Source organism: Amycolatopsis dendrobii (genome assembly GCF_014145675.1).
Classification (GTDB): Bacteria; Actinomycetota; Actinomycetes; order Mycobacteriales; family Pseudonocardiaceae; genus Amycolatopsis; species Amycolatopsis dendrobii.
This window is the reverse complement of sequence record NZ_JACGZW010000011.1, coordinates 46,366-64,980: the sequence shown is the minus strand read 5'-3', so window position 1 is coordinate 64,980 and position 18,615 is coordinate 46,366. Positions and strand designations below refer to the sequence as shown.

Sequence of the window (18,615 nt, the reverse complement as noted above, 5' to 3'; positions counted from 1 at the left end):
GTCAGCAGGCCCCGCTGTCGGTCCAGACGGCCCAGGAACCGGGCGCACCCGGCTCAGCGCCGACGGAGTACCACGACGAGGTCCACTTGTGGCTCTTGTACGAGACGACGTCGCCCGGACCGTAGAACGTGTTCGAGTCCCATGCCGTCACGCCGCCGCAGCCGCCGGGATTGCCGCTGCCCACGGTGAGCGTGAAGTCGGCGGTGTGGGTGGCGTTGGCGCCGGTCGCGGTGATCGTGACCTTGCCGGTGCCGTTCGGCGTGCTGGCCGTCGTGGCGATCGTGACAGTCGCGGTGGCGCCGGACTGGACGGTCGCCGGGTTGAACGTCGCGGTCGCGCCCGAGGGCAGGCCGCTCGCGGTCAGCTTCACCGACTGCGCGTTGCCGTTGGTGATCTTGGTGGTCACCGTCGACGTGGCCGACTGTCCAGGCTGGACAGTCGCGGTCGAGGGCGACAGGCTGACCGAGAAGTCGTTGCCCGCGGGCGGGTTGCCGGTGCAGGTGGCCTCACCGGAGACCGCGCCGACCGAAACCGCGTCCCACGCCGCCTTGGTGGCGTTGAACTCGGTGCAGCTGCCCGGGAACAGGTCGACCGCCGCCTGAAGGGTGGCCTTGCGGGCCGCCTTGTGGTTCCAGGACGAGGTCTTGTGCAGCAGGCCGTTGTAGAAGATCTTGCCTGCCTTCTGGATGCCGATGCCGGTGACGCTGCTGTTGTTGCAGGTCGGGCTGGAGGGCTGGCCGTCGGTCGGCGAAGAGCCTTCGGACAGCAGGTAGAACCAGTGGTTCTGCGGGCCCGCCGCCGCGTGCACCTCGGTGTTCGGGATCGACGACGAGTAGCAGTTCGGGTCGCCCTCGCGGCTCGGGTCGTACATGTAGCGGATCGGGCCGTTGCCGACCAGGTTCACGCCCTCGCCAACGGTGAAGTCCGGGGTGTCGACCGGGTTGTTCGCGTAGAACTCGGTCAGCGCGCCGAACACGTCGCCGGTGGACTCGTTGAGTCCGCCGTTCTCGTTGCCCGAACCCGCGCCGCCCGGCGTGTTCTGGAAGATGCCGTGCCCGAACTCGTGGCCCGCCACGTCCATCGACGTCGCCTGGCGCTGGTTGTCCTGCGAGTGCCCGAAGTGGGTGGACGAGCCGTCCCAGTAGGCGTTGACGTCGTTCAGGCCGACCGACGCCGGGAAACCGTTGCCGTTGCCGTCGATGCCGCTGCGGCCCAGCCAATCCTTGAGCATGTTCCACTCGGTCTGCACCGTGTAGAGCACGTCGACGCACCCGGTTTCGAGGTCGGTGCCCTGTCCGTTGCCCCAGTTGTTGCTGGACTTCGTGAACACCGAGCCGCCCTCGCGGCCGCAGCTGATGCCGGGCCGGGTCGAGTCGCGCATCGAGTACGAGCTGCCGGAGCCGCTGGTGTCGATGCTGACCTGGCCGGCGTAGTAGCTGTTGCCGTTGCCCGCCGCGGCGGGGGCCGCGGCGTTCGAAGCGGACTTCGCCGGGCTTTCGGCCTTCACGTCGTCGCGCTGGTCGAGGACCTTGCCGGTGGCGGCGTCGACGAAGACGTGCAGGTTGCTCGGAGCCTTCGCGGTGCGTCCCTTGACGACGACCTCGTAGGCCAGTTTCGGCTGTGCGCCGCCGAGGACGACCAGATCAGGCTTGCTCACCGTGCTCACGGTCGGCAACTGGCCGCGGGCGACCGAGGCCGCGCGCGCCGCGTCGACAGTGGGCTTGGTGCCCACGGTGATGGCCGCGCCCTCGGCGGAGTCGGTGCCGCGCACGCGGCCCGTTCCGTCGGCGACGATCACCGCATCCCCGCCGACGACCCGGAGGCCGTCGTAGGTGCGCTCGTAGGAGTTGTAATACAGCCCGGCGTCGCCCAGGGTGGTGCTGACGCGGTGCAGGCTTTCGGCCGAGCTCTTGCGGAGCCCGACCGCGCCTGCGGCGGCGACCCGGTCGGCGGCCGCGATCGCGGTGGCCTGCGGGTCTGCGGAGGGTTGGGCGGGGGCCGCGGATGCCGGGGTCACCGGCAGCGCGAGCAGGGAAAGGGCGAGACCGGCGACACTTGCGATGCCGGTGGCGAGCCCTCTTCTGGACGTCATCGACAGTCCTTTCGGGGTACACGATGGGGAAAAGCGCAACGCGTTGAGCTGGGCTGATCAGGCCGCGGACACCGTGAGTAAAAAAGCGCTCACGGGGGTGGTCAATGCGCTGAACGGACCAGCGGGACCCCGGGGGCGATCAGGACTATTCCCCGCAGGTGGCCTCGTAGCAGGGAAAACGCCGGTTTGGGACGGGTCGGGCGACTTTCGTAGGTAGTTCCTGACAACCGGCCGTTGGTAGGAGGACCGGAACCCGCTGGTGGTCCGCTTTCCCGCGTTCAGCCGCGGGCAACCGAGCCGTCACGCTCTGGTGCCGACGCGGGCGCCCGCCGCGGCCGAACGGCCCGTAGGCTTGGCTGGTGAGCGAACAGTCTGAGTTTCCCGACGGCCAGTACCCCGAACGTCCGGTGGAGCGGCACAAGGGCCCGGTGGTGCTCCGGCGCGATCGGCGCGACCAGGGCAGCACCACCGACCAGCGGCTGCTCGACTCGCGGGGGCCGAGCGACTGGGTGCACACCGACCCGTGGCGGGTGCTGCGGATCCAGGCCGAGTTCGTCGAGGGATTCGGCGCGCTGGCCGAGGTTCCGCGCGCGGTGACCGTGTTCGGTTCGGCCCGCACCAAACGCGACAACCCGGAGTACGAACTGGGCCGCAAGATCGGGGCCGCGCTCGCCGACGCCGGGTTCGCGGTGATGACCGGCGGCGGTCCGGGCGCGATGGAAGCGGTGAACCGCGGCGCGAACGAAGCGGGCGGGTTCTCTGTGGGGCTCGGCATCGAGCTGCCGTTCGAACAGGGCTTGAACCCGTGGGTCGACCTCGGCGTGAACTTCCGCTATTTCTTCGCGCGCAAGACCATGTTCGTCAAGTACTCGCAGGCGTTCATCTGCCTTCCCGGCGGATTCGGGACGCTCGACGAACTGTTCGAGGCGCTCACCCTGGTCCAGACCAAGAAGGTCACGAAGTTCCCGGTGGTCCTGTTCGGCACCGAATACTGGGGCGGGCTGTACGACTGGATCGAGAAATCTGTTCTGGGCAGCGGGAAAATTGGTGAGAAGGACCTCGCTCTGCTGCATCTGACCGACGACATCGACGACGCGGTGCGCGTCGTGCAGGAGTCTTATCAGGCTTGGGAGGACACGCACTGATGCGGATCTGTGTGTTCTGCGGTTCGGCGCAGGGCTTTTCGCCGGAGTACGCCGAAGCGGCGGCCGGTGTCGGGAAACTGCTGGCACAGCGGGGAATCGGCCTCGTTTACGGCGGCGCGAGCGTCGGCACGATGGGCGTGGTGGCCAATGCCGCGCTCGCCGCGGGCGGCGAAGTGATCGGCGTGATCCCGGAAGTGCTGTCGAACGTGGAAATCGCGCACGGCGGGCTCACCGAACTGCACGTGGTCGCCGACATGCACCAGCGCAAAGCGAAAATGGCCGCGCTGTCGGACGCGTTCGTGGCGTTGCCCGGCGGTGTCGGCACCCTCGAGGAATTGTTCGAGGTGTGGACGTGGGCGCAGCTCGGCATTCACCGCAAGCCGATCGGACTGCTCGACGTGGCCGGGTATTACTCGCCGCTGGTCGAGTTCGCCGATCAGATGCTGGAGAAGGGCTTCCTGCGGCCGGAGACGCGGGAGTTGATCAGTGTCGCGTCCGATGCGGAGAAGCTCGTCGACATCATGAGCCGCTCGGTCGGATAACGCGGCCTACGACGCTTTTTCGTCCGGCCGTTTGTGGTAGGTGTCGACGTATTCCTGCCCGGACAGTTCCAGAATCGCGTACATGATCTCGTCGGTCACCGACCGGCGGATCGCCGAGGACGAGTCCTGGCCCTCGTAGCGCGCGAAGTCCAGCGGCTCGCCGAACCGGACCCGGATCTTGGCGAGCCGCGGGATCCGCGCGCCGTTCGGCTGGATGCCCTCGGTGCCGTACAACGCGACCGGAACCACCTTCGCCCCGGTGGACAGCGCGAGCGCGGCGACGCCGGTGTGCCCGCGGTGCAGCCGTCCGTCGAGCGAGCGGGTGCCTTCGGGGTAGATCGCGAAGACGCCGCCGTCGGTGAGCACCTTGCGGCCCGCTTCGAGCGCGGCGAGCCCGGCTTGTGCGTTGCCGCGTTCGACCGGGACGTAGCCGAGCGCGTCGAGCGATTTCGCGATGAACCGGCCCTTGATGCCCTTGCCGGTGAAGTACTCGGCCTTGCCGAGGAACCGGACCTGCCGCGGGGTGGTGAACGTGATCACACCGGTGTCCAGCGCCGCCCGGTGGTTGGAGGCGAGCAGCACCGGACCGTCCTCGGGGATGTTCTCGACGCCCTCGACCTGAGGCCGGTAGAGCGCGCGGACCAGCGGTCCGAGCACGAAACGGACGAGCAGCGGCAGCAAGGGTTCTCCCTCCGGAGGATCGGGCACCGGCTCCAGCATGGCACGATCGCCTCCATGAGCTGGTTTCACCGTCGCACCTGGCAGGAGCCCGGGTGGAGCGCCGCGGACATCCTCGCCGCCAAACGCGGCCGGACCGTGTCGGTCGTGCTGCCGGCGCTGGACGAGGAGGAAACGGTCGCCGCGGTGGTCGCGTCGGTGCGCCCGCTGCTCGGCGGGGTGGTCGACGAGCTGGTGGTCGTCGACTCCGGCTCCACCGACGCGACGGTCGAGGTCGCCGCGGCCGCCGGGGCTCGCGTGGTGCGCCGCGAGGACGTCGTGCCGGAGCTGCCGCCGCGTCCCGGCAAGGGCGAGGTGCTGTGGCGCTCGCTCGCCGCGACGACCGGCGACGTCGTGGTCTTCCTCGACTCCGACCTGGTCGACCCGGACCCGGCGTTCGTGCCGTCGCTGCTCGGCCCGCTGCTCACCGAGGACGGGGTGCACCTGGTCAAGGGCTTCTACCGCCGCCCGCTGCGGCTGGAGAGCACCGGCGGCGGCCGCGTCACCGAGCTGCTGGCGCGCCCGGTGCTGTCCGCGCTGCGCCCGGCTCTTGGCGAGCTGGTGCAGCCGCTGGGCGGCGAGTACGCGGGCACGCGCGAGTTCCTGGAGTCGGTGCCGTTCGCCGGGGGATACGGCGTGGAGATCGGCCTGCTGCTGGACGCCGAGGAGCGCTACGGCCTCGACGGGCTGGCGCAGGTCAACCTCGGCGTGCGCAAACACCGCAACCGGTCGCTCCTGCAACTCGGCGTGATGGCCCGGCAGATCCTCGGCACCGCGCTGGCCCGCTGCGGGATGCCGAGCGCGGAGGCGGCGCGGTTCACGCAGTTCGTGCAGGTGTCCGGGGAGTGGGTGCCGGACGTGACGGAGGTGCCGGTGGCGGACCGGCCGCCGATGCGGGAGGTGCTGGCCGCCCGGCAGTGACCGGTCTGTCCACATCGGACTAGAGCGCGGTCTTTCATCGAGATGTCATCGCCGCACGCTACGTTCCGCAGCCGATCCGATTCGAGCAGCGGGGGCGATGGACGTGGCCGAACACCAGCTGGATCCCGGCAGTGCGCAGCGGCTGAAACTGCGCGATCTGGTCGTGCGGCAGCCGGACCGGAAGACCGTGCGGGTCTTCGCCGACGACGGCAGCCGGGACGGGTTCCTGGTCGGCTGGGCCGAGCTGGCTCCGCATCCTTTTCACGGGCGTCCCGCGTGGCAGACGGTCTACCGAAGCGTTCCGGGCGACGACTACAGCTACTGGCGCGGCGGAACTGCCCGCCGGGCTCATTACACGGCAATGGATTACGGGGGAAGCGACGAGATCCGCTTGGCGATCGACGAGATCCTCACGCTCGCCCGCTGGGGCGACGTCCTGGCCGACCGCGAAACCCGGGCCGGCCGGACCGGGACCTACACCGCCACGATGGACCCGGTGCAGGCCGAGTGGCTGGCCGGTCTCGACGAGCCGAAGGGGATCACCCACCTCGGCGGCGGGCGGGTCCGGCTCACGAATGTCGTCGTCGCGCTCTTCCGGGGTTCGCCGGAGTCGCAGCCGCACGTCGACGTCAACGACCTGTTCCACCTCGACCCGATGGATTCGCCGATCCAGCTCATCCGCGAACGGTGAGCGCCTCGCGCCGAAGCGCTGGCCGCCCGTCTTCCAGGGTGAGTACCTGGTCGAACCCGGCGACGTGCTCCGGCCGGTGCGTCACCAGCACGACGGTCCCCTTCGCCTGGGCGAGAACCCGCGCCAGGACCTCGTCGCCGTGCGCGGGATCGAGGCCTTCCACCGGCTCGTCGAGGACCAGGACCGGCGGTGCGGCCAGTACCGCGCGGGCAAGGATCAGCCGTTGCCGTTGACCGCCGGAGAGGGCGTCGCCGTCCTGGCCGGTGTCTCGGTCCAGCGGGAGGTCGAAGCCGGCGGTTTCGCAGGCAGCGCGCAGGTCGTCGTCGGTGGCCTCCGGGTTGGCGAGCAGCAGGTTTTCGCGGACGGTCGTGGCGAAGACGTGCGCGTCGGCGAGGGCGCCGGAGACGACGGCGGGGTGCGGTCCGGCCACGGGACGGCCGTCGACGGTGATCGAGCCGGACGTGGGGGAGACGAAGCCGAGCAGGACGTGCAGCAGGGTTGTCTTCCCGGCTCCGGACGGGCCGAGGATGCCTAGCCGGGTGCCGGGAGGCAGATCGAGGTCGACGCCTTCGAGTGCGGCTCGGCGGCCGGGATGCTGAACGCCGACGTTGGCCAGCCGGAAATGCCCTGGCCCGGGGATGGGTTCGGGGGCTGATTCCGGTGCGGAGAGGACGGCGCGCACCCGGCTCAGCGAGGCGCGGATTTCGGGGATTCGTTCGACGGCGGGGAGCAGCGGCAGGATCAGCTCGAACAGTGCCATCGTGGTCAGGGTGAGGGCGGCGGTGACCGGAATGCTCGCTGGGCTGAGCAGTGCGACCGCGGCGGTGGTCGCGAATTGCCCGGCCACTCCGGCGGCAGTGGTCAGGGCAAGGCGGCGGCCGGTGCGACGGGATTCCGCGGCCAGGTTGTGAATGATCGCGGTGGCGCGGGCTTTTTCTCGTTGTTCCCAGCCGTAGGCGATGAGTTCGTCGCGGCCGAGGACGAGTTCTACGGTGTGTTCGGCGAGTTCCTGCCGTGGCTCGGGTGCTTTGCTTCTCGGGATCAACAGCAGTCCTGTCGTGAGCAGTCCAATGAGGACGACTCCGGCGAGCGGAAGGCTTACCAGTCCGGCGAAGATCACCACCGCGAGACCGACGGCGCCCGCGACCACGGCCGGCAGCGCGAGCCGGAGAATGGCGTCCTGTACGGCGTCCACATCGGACACCAGGCGGGTGACCAGGTCCGCGCCGGAGTGTTCGGCGACGCGACGGGGGAGAAGGGCCTGGTACATCCGGGCCCGGAGGGAGCCGAGGTAGCGGAGGACAACGTCGTGTCCGGCAAGGCGTTCGGCGTAACGGAGCCCGCCGCGTGCCAAGGCGAAGACGCGCACGGCGACGATCGCGAGGGTGAGCGCGGCGAGCGGAGGTTGCTCGGCGGCGCGCATGAGCAGCCAGGCCGCGGTGCCGGTCAGGCCGAGTCCGGCGAGTTCGGCGCCGACGGCGAGCAGGGTCGCGCGGACGAGTTTCATGCGGTCACCCCATGTTTCAGTTCGACCGTCCGCGACGCGAGTGCCGCCAGCGCCGGTCGATGCGCGACCAGGACGGCGGTACGGCCGGGCAGCAGTTCCTTGGCGCCGGCCAGCACGGTCGCTTCCGTACGGGCGTCGAGGCGGGCGGTGGGTTCGTCCAGCAGGACGAGTCCGGCTTCGGTACGGGACAAGGCTCGGGCCAGTCCGACGCGTTGGCGTTGCCCGGCGGACAATCCGGCGCCTAGTTCGCCGATCTGGGTCGCGTAGCCGTCGGGGAGGTCGGCAACGATGTCGTCGACGCGCCGTCCGCCGGTGTTTTCCTTGAGGCTGCCGCGAAACAGGGTCGGACGTTGGGGCAGCCACGCGGTGTCGCGCAGCCAGGACGAGTGGTCGAGGTCGCGCAGGTCGACGCCGTCCACGAGCACCCGCCCGGAGGTCGGCTCGACGAAGCCCAGCAGTACGGCGAGCAGAGTGGATTTGCCGGAACCGCTCGGCCCTGCCAAGGCGAGGTGCTCGCCGGGATGAATCGTTAAGTCTACTTCGGACAGTGCGCGGGTCTCGCCGTAGTGCACGGAAACGCGGTCGAACACCACTTTCGGCGGGCCGAGGCGGCGTGTTTGCGTGCCAGATCGGCGCGTTGCCGTTGGCGCGCTGAGGATCTCCTTCAACGCGGTGAGTCCTTCGGCTGCGGCGTGGAACTTCGCTCCGGCGGCGCGCAGCGGCAGGTACGCCTCGGGAGCGAGGACCAGGACCAGCATCGCGGTGTGCGCGGTCATCGAGCCGGACAGCAGGCGGAACCCGATTGGTACTGCGACGAGCGCGATCGACAGGGTGGCGACGAGTTCCAGTACCAGCGCGGACAGGAAGGCGACCTTCAACGTCCGGATGGTGGCGTCGGCGTGTGCGTCGGCCATCTCGCGGACGATTCGGGTCTGGGCTTGCGCGCGGCCGAACAGCTTGAGCGTCGGCAAACCTCGAACGACGTCGAGGAAGTGCCCGCCCAGTCGAGTCAGCAGTGTCCACTGTGTACGTGCCCTCGTATGTGCGCCGATTAACGCGCCGAAGAGCGGGATCAACGGGACAGTCGCGGTGACGATCAATGCGGAGGTCAGGTCGGCGGTGAAAAGCCTTGCCAGTACTGCGATCGGCACCAGTACCGAAAACACCATTGCGGGCAGGTAGCCCGTAAGGTAGGTGGCGGTCGCGTCGACGCCTTTGGTGATTCGTGTGGCGGTCACGCCGGGGTCGCCAGTCGCGTCCAGCAACCGGCGACGCATGGCTGCTTGCGCCGATGCCGCGAATCGACTGGTGAGCGAGCCCTGCGCGACGGTGAGCAGAAGCCGCGCCCCGACGGCGACGAACAGGGCGATCGAAACGCCGCCGCCGGTGAGCAGGGTCGCCAGCCCGTCCGCCTGGACGAGCACGGTGACCGCGGCGCCGACGCCCAGCACGGCGAGCGCCGCGAGGTAACCGCGAAGACCAGGCATGGCAAGACTCCTTTAGAAGTGCAGCAATGACTTCTCGTCGATCGGACGTCGATGTGCCCGCCAGGTCAGCCATTGCACGATGACCAGCACGAGCAGCGTGGGCGCGGCGAACCAGCCGATCACCGCGGCCATGTCCGGCGTGGTGGCAGCCTGGTCGACAGTCAGCTGGTAACCGGTGCCGGAGGACAGGACGACCGGGAATCGCAGCACACCGACCAGCAGTGCCGGGCACGCGCTCAGCAGCATGACGGCGGGCAGGGCCGACTGCGGTCGATTGAGTCCAAAGAGGACCACAAAGTAGGCTGCGAAGGCCACGGCGACAACCGCTAACGCAGCCCAGGAACCGCCGGAAACCGAGAACGCGCCCCAAATCGTCGCTCCAACCAGGAAAACTCCGGCCGGCAGCAGGAACGACCGCGCCAGGCGCCGAACCCGCCCGGCGATCTCCGCCGGACCGCGCACTGCGAGGAAGATCAGCCCCTGCAAGCAGAACAGCGCGACAAACCCGAGCCCCCATAACACCGCGTACGGATTGAACAACGCCAGAATGTCGTCGACCGGACGTCCCCCCGCGTCGAGCGGGAGCCCGCGCACGAGGTTGCCGAGGAACAATCCCCACGAAACCGCCGTGACCAGCGCACCCGCGGTAATGGCGAACGTCCACGCGCGCCGGTTGCCCTCCGGATGCCGACTTCGCAGCTGCACCGCCGCGGTGAACGTGACCAAGCCCAGCAGCAACAGCACAACCAGCACGTAAGCCCCGGCGAACACGCGTCCCTCCAGATGCGGGAACGCGCCGAACAACACGCCGACCGCAGCAATCAGCCACACCTCGTTGGCCAGGAAGAACGGGCCGACCGCGCCGAGTACCCGCCGCTGTCCGGCTTCGTCGCGAGAGAGCGCGGGCAGCAGCATCCCGACGCCGTAGTCGTAGCCTGCCAGCGCGAAGTAACCGCCCAGCAGCAAACCGAGCACACCCCACCAGATCGTCACCACGGGTCACACTCCACTCAGGACGGGAAGTTCGGTCTCCGCCGCGGCGACGGCCGGACCGCGTTTGGCGATCCGGGCGAGCAGCACCCAGTCGGCGATGGCCAGTGCGGCGAACAACAGCGTGAAAGCAATGAAGGAGAACAGGATCTGCCCGCCGCTGACGTCGGCGACGGCGTCCGCGGTGCGCAGCTTGCCCCACACCAGCCACGGCTGACGGCCGATCTCGCGGACCAGCCAGCCCAGGATCGCCGCGATGAACGGCACGGCGATCCCCGGAACCATCAGGAAGAGCACCAGCCGAGCCCGCAGCAGCCGGTCGCGGAACAACAGCAGCGTGCCGATCAGCGCCGCGAAGAACGCGAAGAAACCGACATTGATCATCATCCCGAGCGGCAGCCCGACGGCCACCGAACCCTTGAACTTGTCCGGCTGATACCCGGCGACCTCGGCGAACTGCGCGAACCCGGCCTGGACCACCAGCACACTGCCGATCAGCGACGTCACGACACCGATCCGCAGCGACCGGCGGAAGAAGTCGATCTCGCTGGTGCGCTTGAGAAAGTGGTACGCGCTGACACCGGTCACGAAGAAACCGCCGGTCAGCAGCGCGGCCCCGATGACGTGCGGCAGCGACGCGACGAGCGCCGGGTTGGCGAACAACGCACCGAAGTCGTCCAGTCGCAGCACGCCGTTCTCCATCCGCGAGCCGACCGGGTTCTGCAGGAACGAGTTGGCGACCATGATGAACAGCGCCGACGCGTACGCGGTCAGCGTGACCAGCCACAGCACCACGAGGTGCAGCCACTTGTTCATCCGGCCGCGGCCGAAGATCCACACGCCGAGGAACGTCGATTCCAGGAAGAACGCCACCAGCGTCTCGATCGCGAGCGGTGCGCCGAAAACGTCCCCGGCGAACGCGGACAGCCCGGTCCAGGTCATCCCGAACTGGAATTCCATCACGATTCCGGTGACGATTCCGAGCGCGTAGTTGACCACGTACAGGCGGCCCCAGAACGCGGTCATCCGGTGCAGCTGCTCGCCTCCGCGCCGCGTCGCGCGGGTCTGCATGATCGCCACCATGGTCACCAAGCCCAGGGTGAGCAGCACAAACAGGAAATGGAACGAGGTCGTGGTCGCGAACTGGAGTCGCGCTATCGGCAGTGGGTCCATGCCGACGGAGCCTATACGTAGCGCGGCTACATGTAGCGGTAAAACCCATGAGATCGGGGTGATCTCAGGGTTTTTCCCGGACGGTTCCGGCGGGCGCGGAGATTAGCCTGCCAAGGTCAAGATGAGTAGACTGCCGACCTATGAAAGCGGACACGTTGCGCGGACACCTCGACGCGTTGCTGCTCGCCGTCCTCGACGGCCGCAAGCTGCACGGCTACGCGATCATCGAGGCATTGGCGCTGCGCAGCGACGGAGCGCTCGACCTGCCCACCGGCACGGTGTACCCGGCGTTGCGCCGGCTCGAGCGCGCAGGCTGGCTTGCCAGTGAGTGGGACGTGGTGTCCGGCCGCAAACGGCGCACCTACCGGCTCACTCGCGCCGGGCAGCAGGCGCTGGCCGCGGAACGGGTGCAGTGGCGGGAGTTCACCACGGTGATCGGTGGAGTGCTGGAACCATGACCACGACAAGCCAGACCGCGTTGAGTCCCATCGAGGCCTACCTGGCCGAGCTGGACCGCGCGCTGATCGGCCGCCGCGGCACGAAGGCGGACCTGCTCGCCGAAGCACGCGACGGCCTGCGCGACGCCGCTGAGGCGTACCGCGAAGGCGGCTGGAGCGAGACCGAAGCACAACGCCGCGCGGTAGCGGATTTCGGCCAGATCCGCGAGATCGCCGGTGACTACCAAGCGGAACTGAGCATGCACAACGGCGTACGGACGCTGTGGCTGCTCGTGCTCGGCGTGCCCGCGATGCAGACGTCGTGGGAGGTGGCGCGCATCTTCACCTACGGCTCTTGGTCGCGACTGACCACGCCGAACCCCGGCTGGTACCCGTACGTCACGCAGTTCACCCACGCCGCGATCTACGCCGTGCCCTTCCTCGGCCTTCTCGCGCTGCTGGGCACGCGGTTCCTCAGCCGCCGGTTCGACGGCGTGCGCACGGCCCGGGCCTGCCGGACGCTCGGCGCGATCGCGGTGGGCCTCAACCTGTTCTCCGTGCTGCTGCTGATCGGAGCGACCGGTGTAGTCGACGCGGCGCGGCTGTTCCTGAGCGGTCCGTGCGGGCTGCTGATGGTCGCGTGGGTGGTCCTGTCGTTCCGGCTTGCCGTGCTAGCGCGACGTTCCTGGCGGGGGTGTGCCACGATCGTCGCGTGACGACCGCGCTGATCTACCTCGTAGTCATGCTGCTGGTGGCCGCCGTGGTGTTCCTCCTGGCCGCTGTGGTGTTCGGCCGGGGCGAGGAACTGGCGCCGCTGCCGCCGGGCAGTTCGCCCACCCGTCTGCCCGCCGAGGACATCACCGGCGAGGACGTCCGCCAGGTGCGCTTCCAGCTCGTGTTCCGCGGCTACAAGATGTCCGAAGTGGACTGGGTGCTGCGCAGGACCGGCGTGGAACTGGACGAACTGCGCGAACGGGTCGCCCGCCTCGAGGCGGCGCAGCAGCCGCGCGAAGCAGCGCACCGGAGGCCGGCAGGTGAGTGACCTGGTGCTGTCGGTAGACGTCGCGGCACCGGCTGGCACGACCTGGCTCGCGCTCACCGACTGGGCCCGCCAAGGCGAGTGGATGCTCGGCACGCAGGTGCGGGTCATCGAAGGCAACGGCCGCAGCGTCGGCTCGAAACTCGCGGCCTTCACCGGCTTCGGCGGCATCGGTTTCACCGACACCATGGAGATCACGACCTGGGAACCCCCCTTGCGCTGCACAGTGCGTCACCTGGGCAGCCTCGTGCAGGGAACCGGTGTGTTCCAGGTCCTGTCCAAGGGAGCCGGCCACTGCACCTTCGTGTGGGCCGAACACCTCAAACTGCCCTTCGGCCTGCTAGGCCGCGCAGGCTGGCCCTTGGCGCGCCCCGCGTTCGCCCTCGGAGTGCGCCACTCGCTGCGCCAGTTCGCGAGGTTCGCGGAGAACTATTCAATGGGGGAACAATGACGGAACTGCTGGGCGAAGACGGCATCGCCCGCTGCAGCTGGGGCAACTCAGCCCCGGACTACGCGACGTACCACGACGAAGAGTGGGGTGTCCCGCTCCACGGCGAAGCTGAGTTGTACGAACGCTTGTGCCTCGAATCGTTCCAGTCCGGACTGTCCTGGATCACCATCCTGCGCAAACGCGAGAACTTCCGAAAAGCATTCCGAGGCTTCGCGCCGGAGAAGGTCGCCCGCTTCGGCGAGAAGGACGTCGAGCGCCTGATGCAAGACGCCGGAATCGTCCGCAACCGCGCGAAGATCGAGGCGGCTGTGAAGAACGCCCGCGCAGTCGCAGACCTGGACATCCCGCTGGACAAACTGCTGTGGTCCTTCGCCCCCGCGAAGCACCGCCGCCCCCGCACCATGGCCGACGTCCCAGCCATCACCGACGAGTCAAAGGCCATGGCGAAAGACCTGAAGAAGCGCGGCTTCGCCTTCCTCGGCCCCACCACCTGCTATGCCCTGATGCAAGCCACCGGCATGGTCGACGACCACGTAAAAGGCTGCTTCCGCGCCGCGTGAAGTCCGTAAGGCCCACCCTCACTGACTCTGTTTCACCCAGGGTTCCCCTCACGCCCCGCCCCGCCCCGCTCCGCCCCGCCCACCCGCCGGAATGCGCCCCAATGTGGCATTGGGTGCGTCAGGCGCACCGAACGCCACATTGGGTGCGTCGCATGCACCCAATGCCACATTGGGGCGTTAGCCCCCACCACCTACGACACCGCAGCCGGTGCACTCAACCATCGAGGCGCCCAGCCCTTCCCCAACCCCGATACGAAGCCGCCCCGCGGTTCGGGGGTGCTTGTCAAGGCATCTTTCCCGCCTAGACAAGCCACCCCAGACCGTCAGCACAATCAAGCTTCGGGGTGCCCCACGCAACCCCCTTTTTCAGCGGCGCAGCCGCCTACTTCCCCTGAAAGTTCGGCTTCCGCTTCCCCACGAAGGCCTCCACCGCCTCAGTGTGATCCGCAGTAGCCCCCAGAGCAGTCTGCGCAGCGTCCTCAGCAGCCAACGCCTCCTCCAGCGAAGACTCCGCCGCCACCGCCAGAACCCCCTTGATCTTCGCGTAAGCCACCGTCGGCCCAGCCGCGAGCTTCGCCGCCACCTTCTGCGCCCGGGCCGCCAGCTCCTCGTCCGGCACGACCTCCCCGACGAGCCCGATCCGCAACGCCTCCGCCGAGTCCACCGTCCGCGCCATCAGCATCAGCTCGGCAGCCCGCCCGTATCCGATCAGCCGCTGCAGCGTCCACGACGCGCCCGAGTCCGGCCCGAGGCCCACATTCGCGAACGCCATCAAGAACGAAGACGACTCAGCCGCGATCCGCAGGTCACTCGCGTACGCGAAGGCCGCCCCTGCCCCCGCCGCGGTGCCGTTCACCGCCGCGATGACCGGCTTCGGCATCCCGGTGATCGCCTTGACGATCGGGTTGTAGTGGTCGCTCACCGTGTGCAGCGGGGCCGGGTCGTTCGCCTGCAGCAGGCCGACGTGCTCCTTGAGGTCCTGTCCGGCGCAGAACGCCTTGCCGGTGCCGGTGAGCACCACCGCGCGGACGTCCGGGTCCTCGGCGGCCGCGCGCAGCTCGGCGATCAGGCGCTCCTTGAGCTCGACGGTCAGCGAGTTGTACGCCTCCGGCCGGTTCAGCCGCAGGGTGCGCACGCCGTCGGCGTCGGCGGTCAACAGGACGTCGGATGTGGTCACGAATTGCTCCTCTGAAGCGGCGGCTCGGGTTCTCGGGACTGAGTCTCGCACCCTCGGCGGGCGGCATACCAGCACCGATGCGGCGGCAAATGATCGGTCCGCGTTCGCGCCCGGGCGCTGATGAGGGACAATGGGGGACGAGACCCGGCTGGCATGGGAGTGCGCGACCCGGGCGCGCCGGTTGAGACGGAGGGAGCACGCTATGGCGGCCATGAAGCCCCGGACCGGAGATGGTCCCCTCGAAGTGACCAAGGAGGGGCGGGGCCTCGTCATGCGGGTGCCACTGGAGGGTGGCGGCCGGCTGGTCGTCGAGCTCTCCGCGGAGGAAGCGAAGGACCTCGGAGCCGCATTGCAGGAGGTCACTGGCTGACCTGCGCTCTCCCCGCTCTGTCCACTGTGCACCCCGGTCTCCTGATGGAGGCCGGGGTCGGTTCGTCTGCGCCCTAAGGTTGCTCGCTGTGCGTAACTCGCTACCACCCGTTCCCACGAAGCTGCCCGAAATCGAGGTCGTCGCCGCGACGCGCCGCGGAATCCCGCGAGCAGTGCTGGTCGCGCCGGCCGAGGCGGAGGAAGGCGCGGCGTACGGGACGAGCGGACGTACCGCCGAAGTACGCGAAGTGCCCGAAGACGGCGACGCTCCGCGCTGGGCCGCCGGTATCGGCGAAGGCGCGCCGAAGGACTTTCGACAGACCGGTGCCGCGTTGGCGCGCGCGTTCCGCGAAGCGGCCGGGAACCGTCCGATCCGGACAGTCCAGGTCGTACTGCCCGAAGACGCGACTGCCGAGCACGCGGCCGAGTTAGCGATTGGACTGTCGCTGGGCGGGTATCGGTTTGTGGTCACCGCCACAGAGCCGAAGCCGCCTGTACCCGCTGTACGCCTCGTTGTCGCGCACGAGCGCGCTGTGCCCGCGTACGCAAACGCTGTCGCCCGCGTACGCGTTCTTGCGGCGGCTGCTGCCTTTACGCGCGACCTCGCGAACACGCCGTCGAACATCAAGAACCCGGCGTGGCTGGCGAACACCGCGGCGAAGGTGCTGGGCGGCACGGTCGACGTGACGGTGCGGGACGAGAAGTGGCTCGCTGACAAGGGGTTCGGCGGAGTCCTGGCGGTCGGCGGCGGGTCGGCTTCGCCGCCGCGTCTGATCGAAATGACGCACCGTCCGCGCGGCGCGACGAAGCACCTGCTGTTCGTGGGCAAGGGGATCACCTTCGACACCGGCGGTCTTTCGCTGAAGCCCGCCGACGGCATGCACCTGATGCGCACCGACATGGCGGGCGGCGCGGCCGTGATCGCCGCGATGCGCGCGATCGGGGAACTGAAGCTGCCGGTGCGCGTCACCGCGCTGGTGCCCGCGGCGGAAAACCACGTCTCCGGCGGCTCGTACCGGCCAGGCGACATCGTGCGCCACTACGGCGGCCGGACCACCGAGATCGGCAACACCGACGCCGAAGGCCGGATGGTGATGGCCGACGCGCTCGCCTACGGAATCGCCCAGTTCAAGCCGGACCTGATCGTCGACGCGGCCACGCTGACCGGCGCGATGAAGGTGTCGCTTGGCCTGCGCACCGGCGGTGTCTTCGCGACGGAGGACGACCTCGCCGCCCGCGTGATCGAGGCGGGCGCTCGCGCCGGAGAGGCGTGGTGGCGGATGCCGCTGGTCGAGGACTACGCGACCGGCATCGAGGGCGAACTCGGCGACGTCCGGCAGGCCCCCGGCGGCCCGGGCGGGATCATGGCGGCGCTGTTCCTGCGCGAGTTCACTGCGGGGCTGCCGTGGGCGCATCTGGACATCGCGGGCCCGGCGCGCGCGGACAAGACGTACGACGACGTGGTGCCCGGCGCGTCCGGGTTCGCGGCTCGGACGTTGGTGGAGTTCGCGGCGTCTTACGAGGGCTAGTTCTTCGCCGCGAGTTCTTCTTCGCGGCGGGTCAGCACGATGGGGTCGCCGTCGGTGATCGCCACCGTGTGCTCCGAGTGCGCGGTGCGGGAGCCGTCGGCGGAACGGATGGTCCAGCCGTCCGGGTCGTAGACGATCTTGTCGGTCGTGCGCGCGAGCCACGGCTCCAGCGCGAGGGTCAGGCCGGGCCGGAGTTTCATGCCGCGGCCTGCCTTGCCGCGGTTGGACACGTGCGGTTCGCCGTGCATGGTGCGGCCGATGCCGTGCCCGCCGAATTCGGTGTTGACCGGGTAGCCGTAGCCGGTCGCGACCGCCTCGATCGCGGCCGAGATGTCGCCGAGCCGGTTGCCCGCCCGCGCCGCCTCGATGGCGGCTTCCAGCGCCTCTTCGGTGGCCCGGATGATCCGCTGGTCCTCCTCAGCGGGCGTGCCGACGATGACCGTGCGCGCGGAATCTGCTGCCCAGCCGTCGATGGTGACCGCGATGTCCGCGGTGAGCACGTCGCCGTCGCGCAGGGTGTAGTCGTGCGGCAGGCCGTGCAGGACGGCGTCGTTGACCGACAGACAGATGACGTTGCGGAACGGGCCCTCGCCGAACGACGGCGCGTAATCCCAGTAGCACGAGACGGCCCCGCGCCGCTTGATCATGCCGCGCACGTGGTGCTCCAGGTCCATCAGGTTGACGCCGACGTCGGCGAGCTTGCCGACCTCGGTCAGCACCTCGGCGATGAACCGCCCGGTCACGTGCATGCGGTCGATCTCCGCAGGCGTCTTCAGCTCGATCACGACTACCTCGCGTCCTCAAGTTCCGGTATTTCTATACCGGAAACGGTAGCACGGTACCGGGATACAAATACCACTCCGGTCGCTAGTCCGTCCTGCCGAGCACGTGGTCCCGGAACGCTTGGACCGCGGGCGAAAGCGGTTCCCCGGCACGCCAGGCGAGCCCGATCGTCCGGTGGACCGGCGGGTGCAGCGGCACCTCCGCGACCCCAGCAGGGGAGCCGGGTTCGAAGCGCGGCAGGAGCGCGACGCCAAGGCCGGCCCCGACGAGTCCGCGGACGGTGTCGGATTCCTGTCCCTCGAAGGCGACCTTCGGGGTGAAACCGGCGGCGGCGCAGAGGTCGTCGGTGATCCGGCGCAGGCCGTAGCCGGGTTCGAGGAGGACGAACGGCTCGTCGGCCAGCTCCGCGACGCGCACGCCGCGCCGTCCGGCCAGCCGGTGCCCGGCCGGGACCGACAGGTGGATCGGCTGCCGGTCGAGGACGACGGTCTCCAGCCGTTCGTCCTCGACGACCGGGGCGAGCAGGGCGAGATCGAGGTCCCCGGACACGAGCCGGTCGACCATGTCCTGCAATGAACCCTGCACGAGGGAAAACCGCGCGGTCGGGGCTTGTTCGCGATAAGTGCGCAGCAGTTCCGGCACTAGAGACCGGCCGAGCAGGTGCAGAAATCCGAGCACGACGCGGCCGCTCGCCGGTTCGATTTCCTCGCGCGCGAGGCGGACTCCCGCGTCGACCGCGGGCAGTGCGCGCTCCGCCGCGTCGGCCAGAAGTTCGGCGGCGCGGGTGAGCCGGACACCCCGGCCGTCGGGCACGGTCAGCGGCGCGCCGAGGGCCTGTCCGAGCGCGGCCAGCCGCCTGCTGACTGTGGGTTGCGGCACGCCGAGGATCTCGGCCGTGCGAGTGACGTTTCCGGTGCTTCGCAGCGTGGCCAGCAAACACAGGTGCGGGACGAGCTGCGCGGTAAGGCTCTCATTCGGCACAGTATGAATCTTGGCAGATGAACG

20 protein-coding genes are annotated in these 18,615 nt (G+C 69.2%); 11 read left to right on the top strand and 9 right to left on the bottom strand.

Annotated features, from left to right (window positions below):
* Position 1: 1 nt before the first annotated feature.
* On the bottom strand, positions 2-2,092 hold the full coding sequence (locus tag H4281_RS30775) for a M4 family metallopeptidase (protein ID WP_182894401.1): 2,091 nt from the start codon (positions 2,090-2,092) through the stop codon (positions 2-4).
* Between the two features lie 359 nt (positions 2,093-2,451).
* Here H4281_RS30775 and H4281_RS30770 point away from each other — a divergent pair, with 359 nt between their 5' ends.
* Both H4281_RS30770 and H4281_RS30765 read left to right on the top strand, forming a co-directional pair.
* Positions 2,452-3,237: an LOG family protein gene (locus H4281_RS30770; RefSeq protein ID WP_182894400.1), complete on the top strand. Its 786-nt coding sequence runs from the start codon at positions 2,452-2,454 to the stop codon at positions 3,235-3,237.
* Positions 3,237-3,779 carry an LOG family protein gene (locus H4281_RS30765; RefSeq protein ID WP_182894399.1) on the top strand — a complete coding sequence of 181 codons (543 nt, stop codon included), beginning with the start codon at positions 3,237-3,239 and terminating at the stop codon, positions 3,777-3,779. Before H4281_RS30770 ends, H4281_RS30765 begins: the two co-directional genes overlap by 1 nt.
* Positions 3,780-3,785: 6 nt before the next feature.
* Here H4281_RS30765 and H4281_RS30760 read toward each other — a convergent pair whose 3' ends face one another.
* Positions 3,786-4,460, bottom strand: coding sequence for a lysophospholipid acyltransferase family protein (locus tag H4281_RS30760; protein ID WP_182894662.1), 675 nt, complete (start codon positions 4,458-4,460; stop codon positions 3,786-3,788).
* A 54-nt stretch (positions 4,461-4,514) separates the two neighbouring features.
* On the opposite strand from H4281_RS30760, the gene H4281_RS30755 reads away from it, so the two are divergent.
* A complete protein-coding gene (locus tag H4281_RS30755; protein WP_182894398.1) occupies positions 4,515-5,417 on the top strand; it encodes a glucosyl-3-phosphoglycerate synthase in 903 nt (300 codons plus the stop codon).
* A gap of 97 nt (positions 5,418-5,514) precedes the next feature.
* Complete coding sequence (locus tag H4281_RS30750; RefSeq protein ID WP_182894397.1) at positions 5,515-6,108, top strand: hypothetical protein; 594 nt, start codon at positions 5,515-5,517, stop codon at positions 6,106-6,108.
* On the opposite strand, the gene cydC is transcribed toward H4281_RS30750, so the two are convergent.
* Genes cydC through H4281_RS30730 form a run of 4 tightly spaced genes read right to left on the bottom strand, consistent with a single transcriptional unit; the run spans position 6,092 to position 11,265 of the window.
* Positions 6,092-7,615 carry a thiol reductant ABC exporter subunit CydC gene (cydC, locus tag H4281_RS30745; RefSeq protein WP_182894396.1) on the bottom strand — a complete coding sequence of 508 codons (1,524 nt, stop codon included), beginning with the start codon at positions 7,613-7,615 and terminating at the stop codon, positions 6,092-6,094. The two genes, H4281_RS30750 and cydC, sit on opposite strands and share 17 nt — an antisense overlap.
* Complete coding sequence (gene cydD, locus H4281_RS30740; RefSeq protein WP_182894395.1) at positions 7,612-9,102, bottom strand: thiol reductant ABC exporter subunit CydD; 1,491 nt, start codon at positions 9,100-9,102, stop codon at positions 7,612-7,614. Before cydD ends, cydC begins: the two co-directional genes overlap by 4 nt.
* Positions 9,103-9,114: 12 nt before the next feature.
* On the bottom strand, positions 9,115-10,098 hold the full coding sequence (gene cydB / locus H4281_RS30735) for a cytochrome d ubiquinol oxidase subunit II (protein ID WP_182894394.1): 984 nt from the start codon (positions 10,096-10,098) through the stop codon (positions 9,115-9,117).
* Positions 10,099-10,101: 3 nt separating this feature from the next.
* On the bottom strand, positions 10,102-11,265 hold the full coding sequence (locus tag H4281_RS30730; RefSeq protein ID WP_182894393.1) for a cytochrome ubiquinol oxidase subunit I: 1,164 nt from the start codon (positions 11,263-11,265) through the stop codon (positions 10,102-10,104).
* 140 nt (positions 11,266-11,405) lie between these two features.
* On the opposite strand from H4281_RS30730, the gene H4281_RS30725 reads away from it, so the two are divergent.
* Genes H4281_RS30725 through H4281_RS30705 form a run of 5 tightly spaced genes read left to right on the top strand, consistent with a single transcriptional unit; the run spans position 11,406 to position 13,752 of the window.
* Positions 11,406-11,723: a helix-turn-helix transcriptional regulator gene (locus H4281_RS30725; protein ID WP_037815937.1), complete on the top strand. Its 318-nt coding sequence runs from the start codon at positions 11,406-11,408 to the stop codon at positions 11,721-11,723.
* Entirely contained in the window at positions 11,720-12,418 is a 699-nt protein-coding gene (locus tag H4281_RS30720; RefSeq protein WP_182894392.1) for a permease prefix domain 1-containing protein, read from the top strand. The genes H4281_RS30725 and H4281_RS30720 overlap by 4 nt, the downstream gene beginning before the upstream one ends.
* Entirely contained in the window at positions 12,415-12,744 is a 330-nt protein-coding gene (locus tag H4281_RS30715; RefSeq protein WP_182894391.1) for a DivIVA domain-containing protein, read from the top strand. The genes H4281_RS30720 and H4281_RS30715 overlap by 4 nt, the downstream gene beginning before the upstream one ends.
* Positions 12,737-13,192, top strand: a complete 456-nt coding sequence (locus tag H4281_RS30710; RefSeq protein ID WP_043831994.1) for an SRPBCC family protein — start codon at positions 12,737-12,739, stop codon at positions 13,190-13,192. Before H4281_RS30715 ends, H4281_RS30710 begins: the two co-directional genes overlap by 8 nt.
* On the top strand, positions 13,189-13,752 hold the full coding sequence (locus H4281_RS30705) for a DNA-3-methyladenine glycosylase I (RefSeq protein WP_067585755.1): 564 nt from the start codon (positions 13,189-13,191) through the stop codon (positions 13,750-13,752). Before H4281_RS30710 ends, H4281_RS30705 begins: the two co-directional genes overlap by 4 nt.
* A gap of 382 nt (positions 13,753-14,134) precedes the next feature.
* Here H4281_RS30705 and H4281_RS30700 read toward each other — a convergent pair whose 3' ends face one another.
* Positions 14,135-14,929 (bottom strand): enoyl-CoA hydratase-related protein, encoded by a 795-nt coding sequence (locus H4281_RS30700; protein ID WP_182894390.1) that lies wholly within the window; start codon positions 14,927-14,929, stop codon positions 14,135-14,137.
* Between the two features lie 202 nt (positions 14,930-15,131).
* Here H4281_RS30700 and H4281_RS30695 point away from each other — a divergent pair, with 202 nt between their 5' ends.
* Entirely contained in the window at positions 15,132-15,299 is a 168-nt protein-coding gene (locus H4281_RS30695; protein WP_005155393.1) for a DUF3117 domain-containing protein, read from the top strand.
* Positions 15,300-15,387: 88 nt separating this feature from the next.
* Positions 15,388-16,827 (top strand): leucyl aminopeptidase family protein, encoded by a 1,440-nt coding sequence (locus H4281_RS30690; RefSeq protein ID WP_182894389.1) that lies wholly within the window; start codon positions 15,388-15,390, stop codon positions 16,825-16,827.
* Here the strand turns inward: H4281_RS30690 and map are convergent.
* Together map and H4281_RS30680 are read right to left on the bottom strand one after the other, a co-directional pair.
* Positions 16,824-17,612, bottom strand: a complete 789-nt coding sequence (gene map, locus H4281_RS30685; RefSeq protein ID WP_182894388.1) for a type I methionyl aminopeptidase — start codon at positions 17,610-17,612, stop codon at positions 16,824-16,826. The two genes, H4281_RS30690 and map, sit on opposite strands and share 4 nt — an antisense overlap.
* An 82-nt stretch (positions 17,613-17,694) precedes the next feature.
* Entirely contained in the window at positions 17,695-18,591 is an 897-nt protein-coding gene (locus H4281_RS30680; protein WP_182894387.1) for a LysR family transcriptional regulator, read from the bottom strand.
* Positions 18,592-18,615 lie beyond the last annotated feature (24 nt).

Excerpts from the sequence above, each read along its gene's own strand:
- H4281_RS30775 (WP_182894401.1), bottom strand. The coding sequence starts at position 2,092 with ATGACGTCCAGAAGAGGGCTCGCCACCGGCATCGCAAGTGTCGCCGGT.
- H4281_RS30765 (WP_182894399.1), top strand. The coding sequence starts at position 3,237 with ATGCGGATCTGTGTGTTCTGCGGTTCGGCGCAGGGCTTTTCGCCGGAG.
- H4281_RS30755 (WP_182894398.1), top strand. The coding sequence starts at position 4,515 with ATGAGCTGGTTTCACCGTCGCACCTGGCAGGAGCCCGGGTGGAGCGCC.
- H4281_RS30750 (WP_182894397.1), top strand. The coding sequence starts at position 5,515 with ATGGACGTGGCCGAACACCAGCTGGATCCCGGCAGTGCGCAGCGGCTG.
- cydC (WP_182894396.1), bottom strand. The coding sequence starts at position 7,615 with ATGAAACTCGTCCGCGCGACCCTGCTCGCCGTCGGCGCCGAACTCGCC.
- cydD (WP_182894395.1), bottom strand. The coding sequence starts at position 9,102 with ATGCCTGGTCTTCGCGGTTACCTCGCGGCGCTCGCCGTGCTGGGCGTC.
- H4281_RS30730 (WP_182894393.1), bottom strand. The coding sequence starts at position 11,265 with ATGGACCCACTGCCGATAGCGCGACTCCAGTTCGCGACCACGACCTCG.
- H4281_RS30725 (WP_037815937.1), top strand. The coding sequence starts at position 11,406 with ATGAAAGCGGACACGTTGCGCGGACACCTCGACGCGTTGCTGCTCGCC.
- H4281_RS30720 (WP_182894392.1), top strand. The coding sequence starts at position 11,720 with ATGACCACGACAAGCCAGACCGCGTTGAGTCCCATCGAGGCCTACCTG.
- H4281_RS30705 (WP_067585755.1), top strand. The coding sequence starts at position 13,189 with ATGACGGAACTGCTGGGCGAAGACGGCATCGCCCGCTGCAGCTGGGGC.
- H4281_RS30695 (WP_005155393.1), top strand. The coding sequence starts at position 15,132 with ATGGCGGCCATGAAGCCCCGGACCGGAGATGGTCCCCTCGAAGTGACC.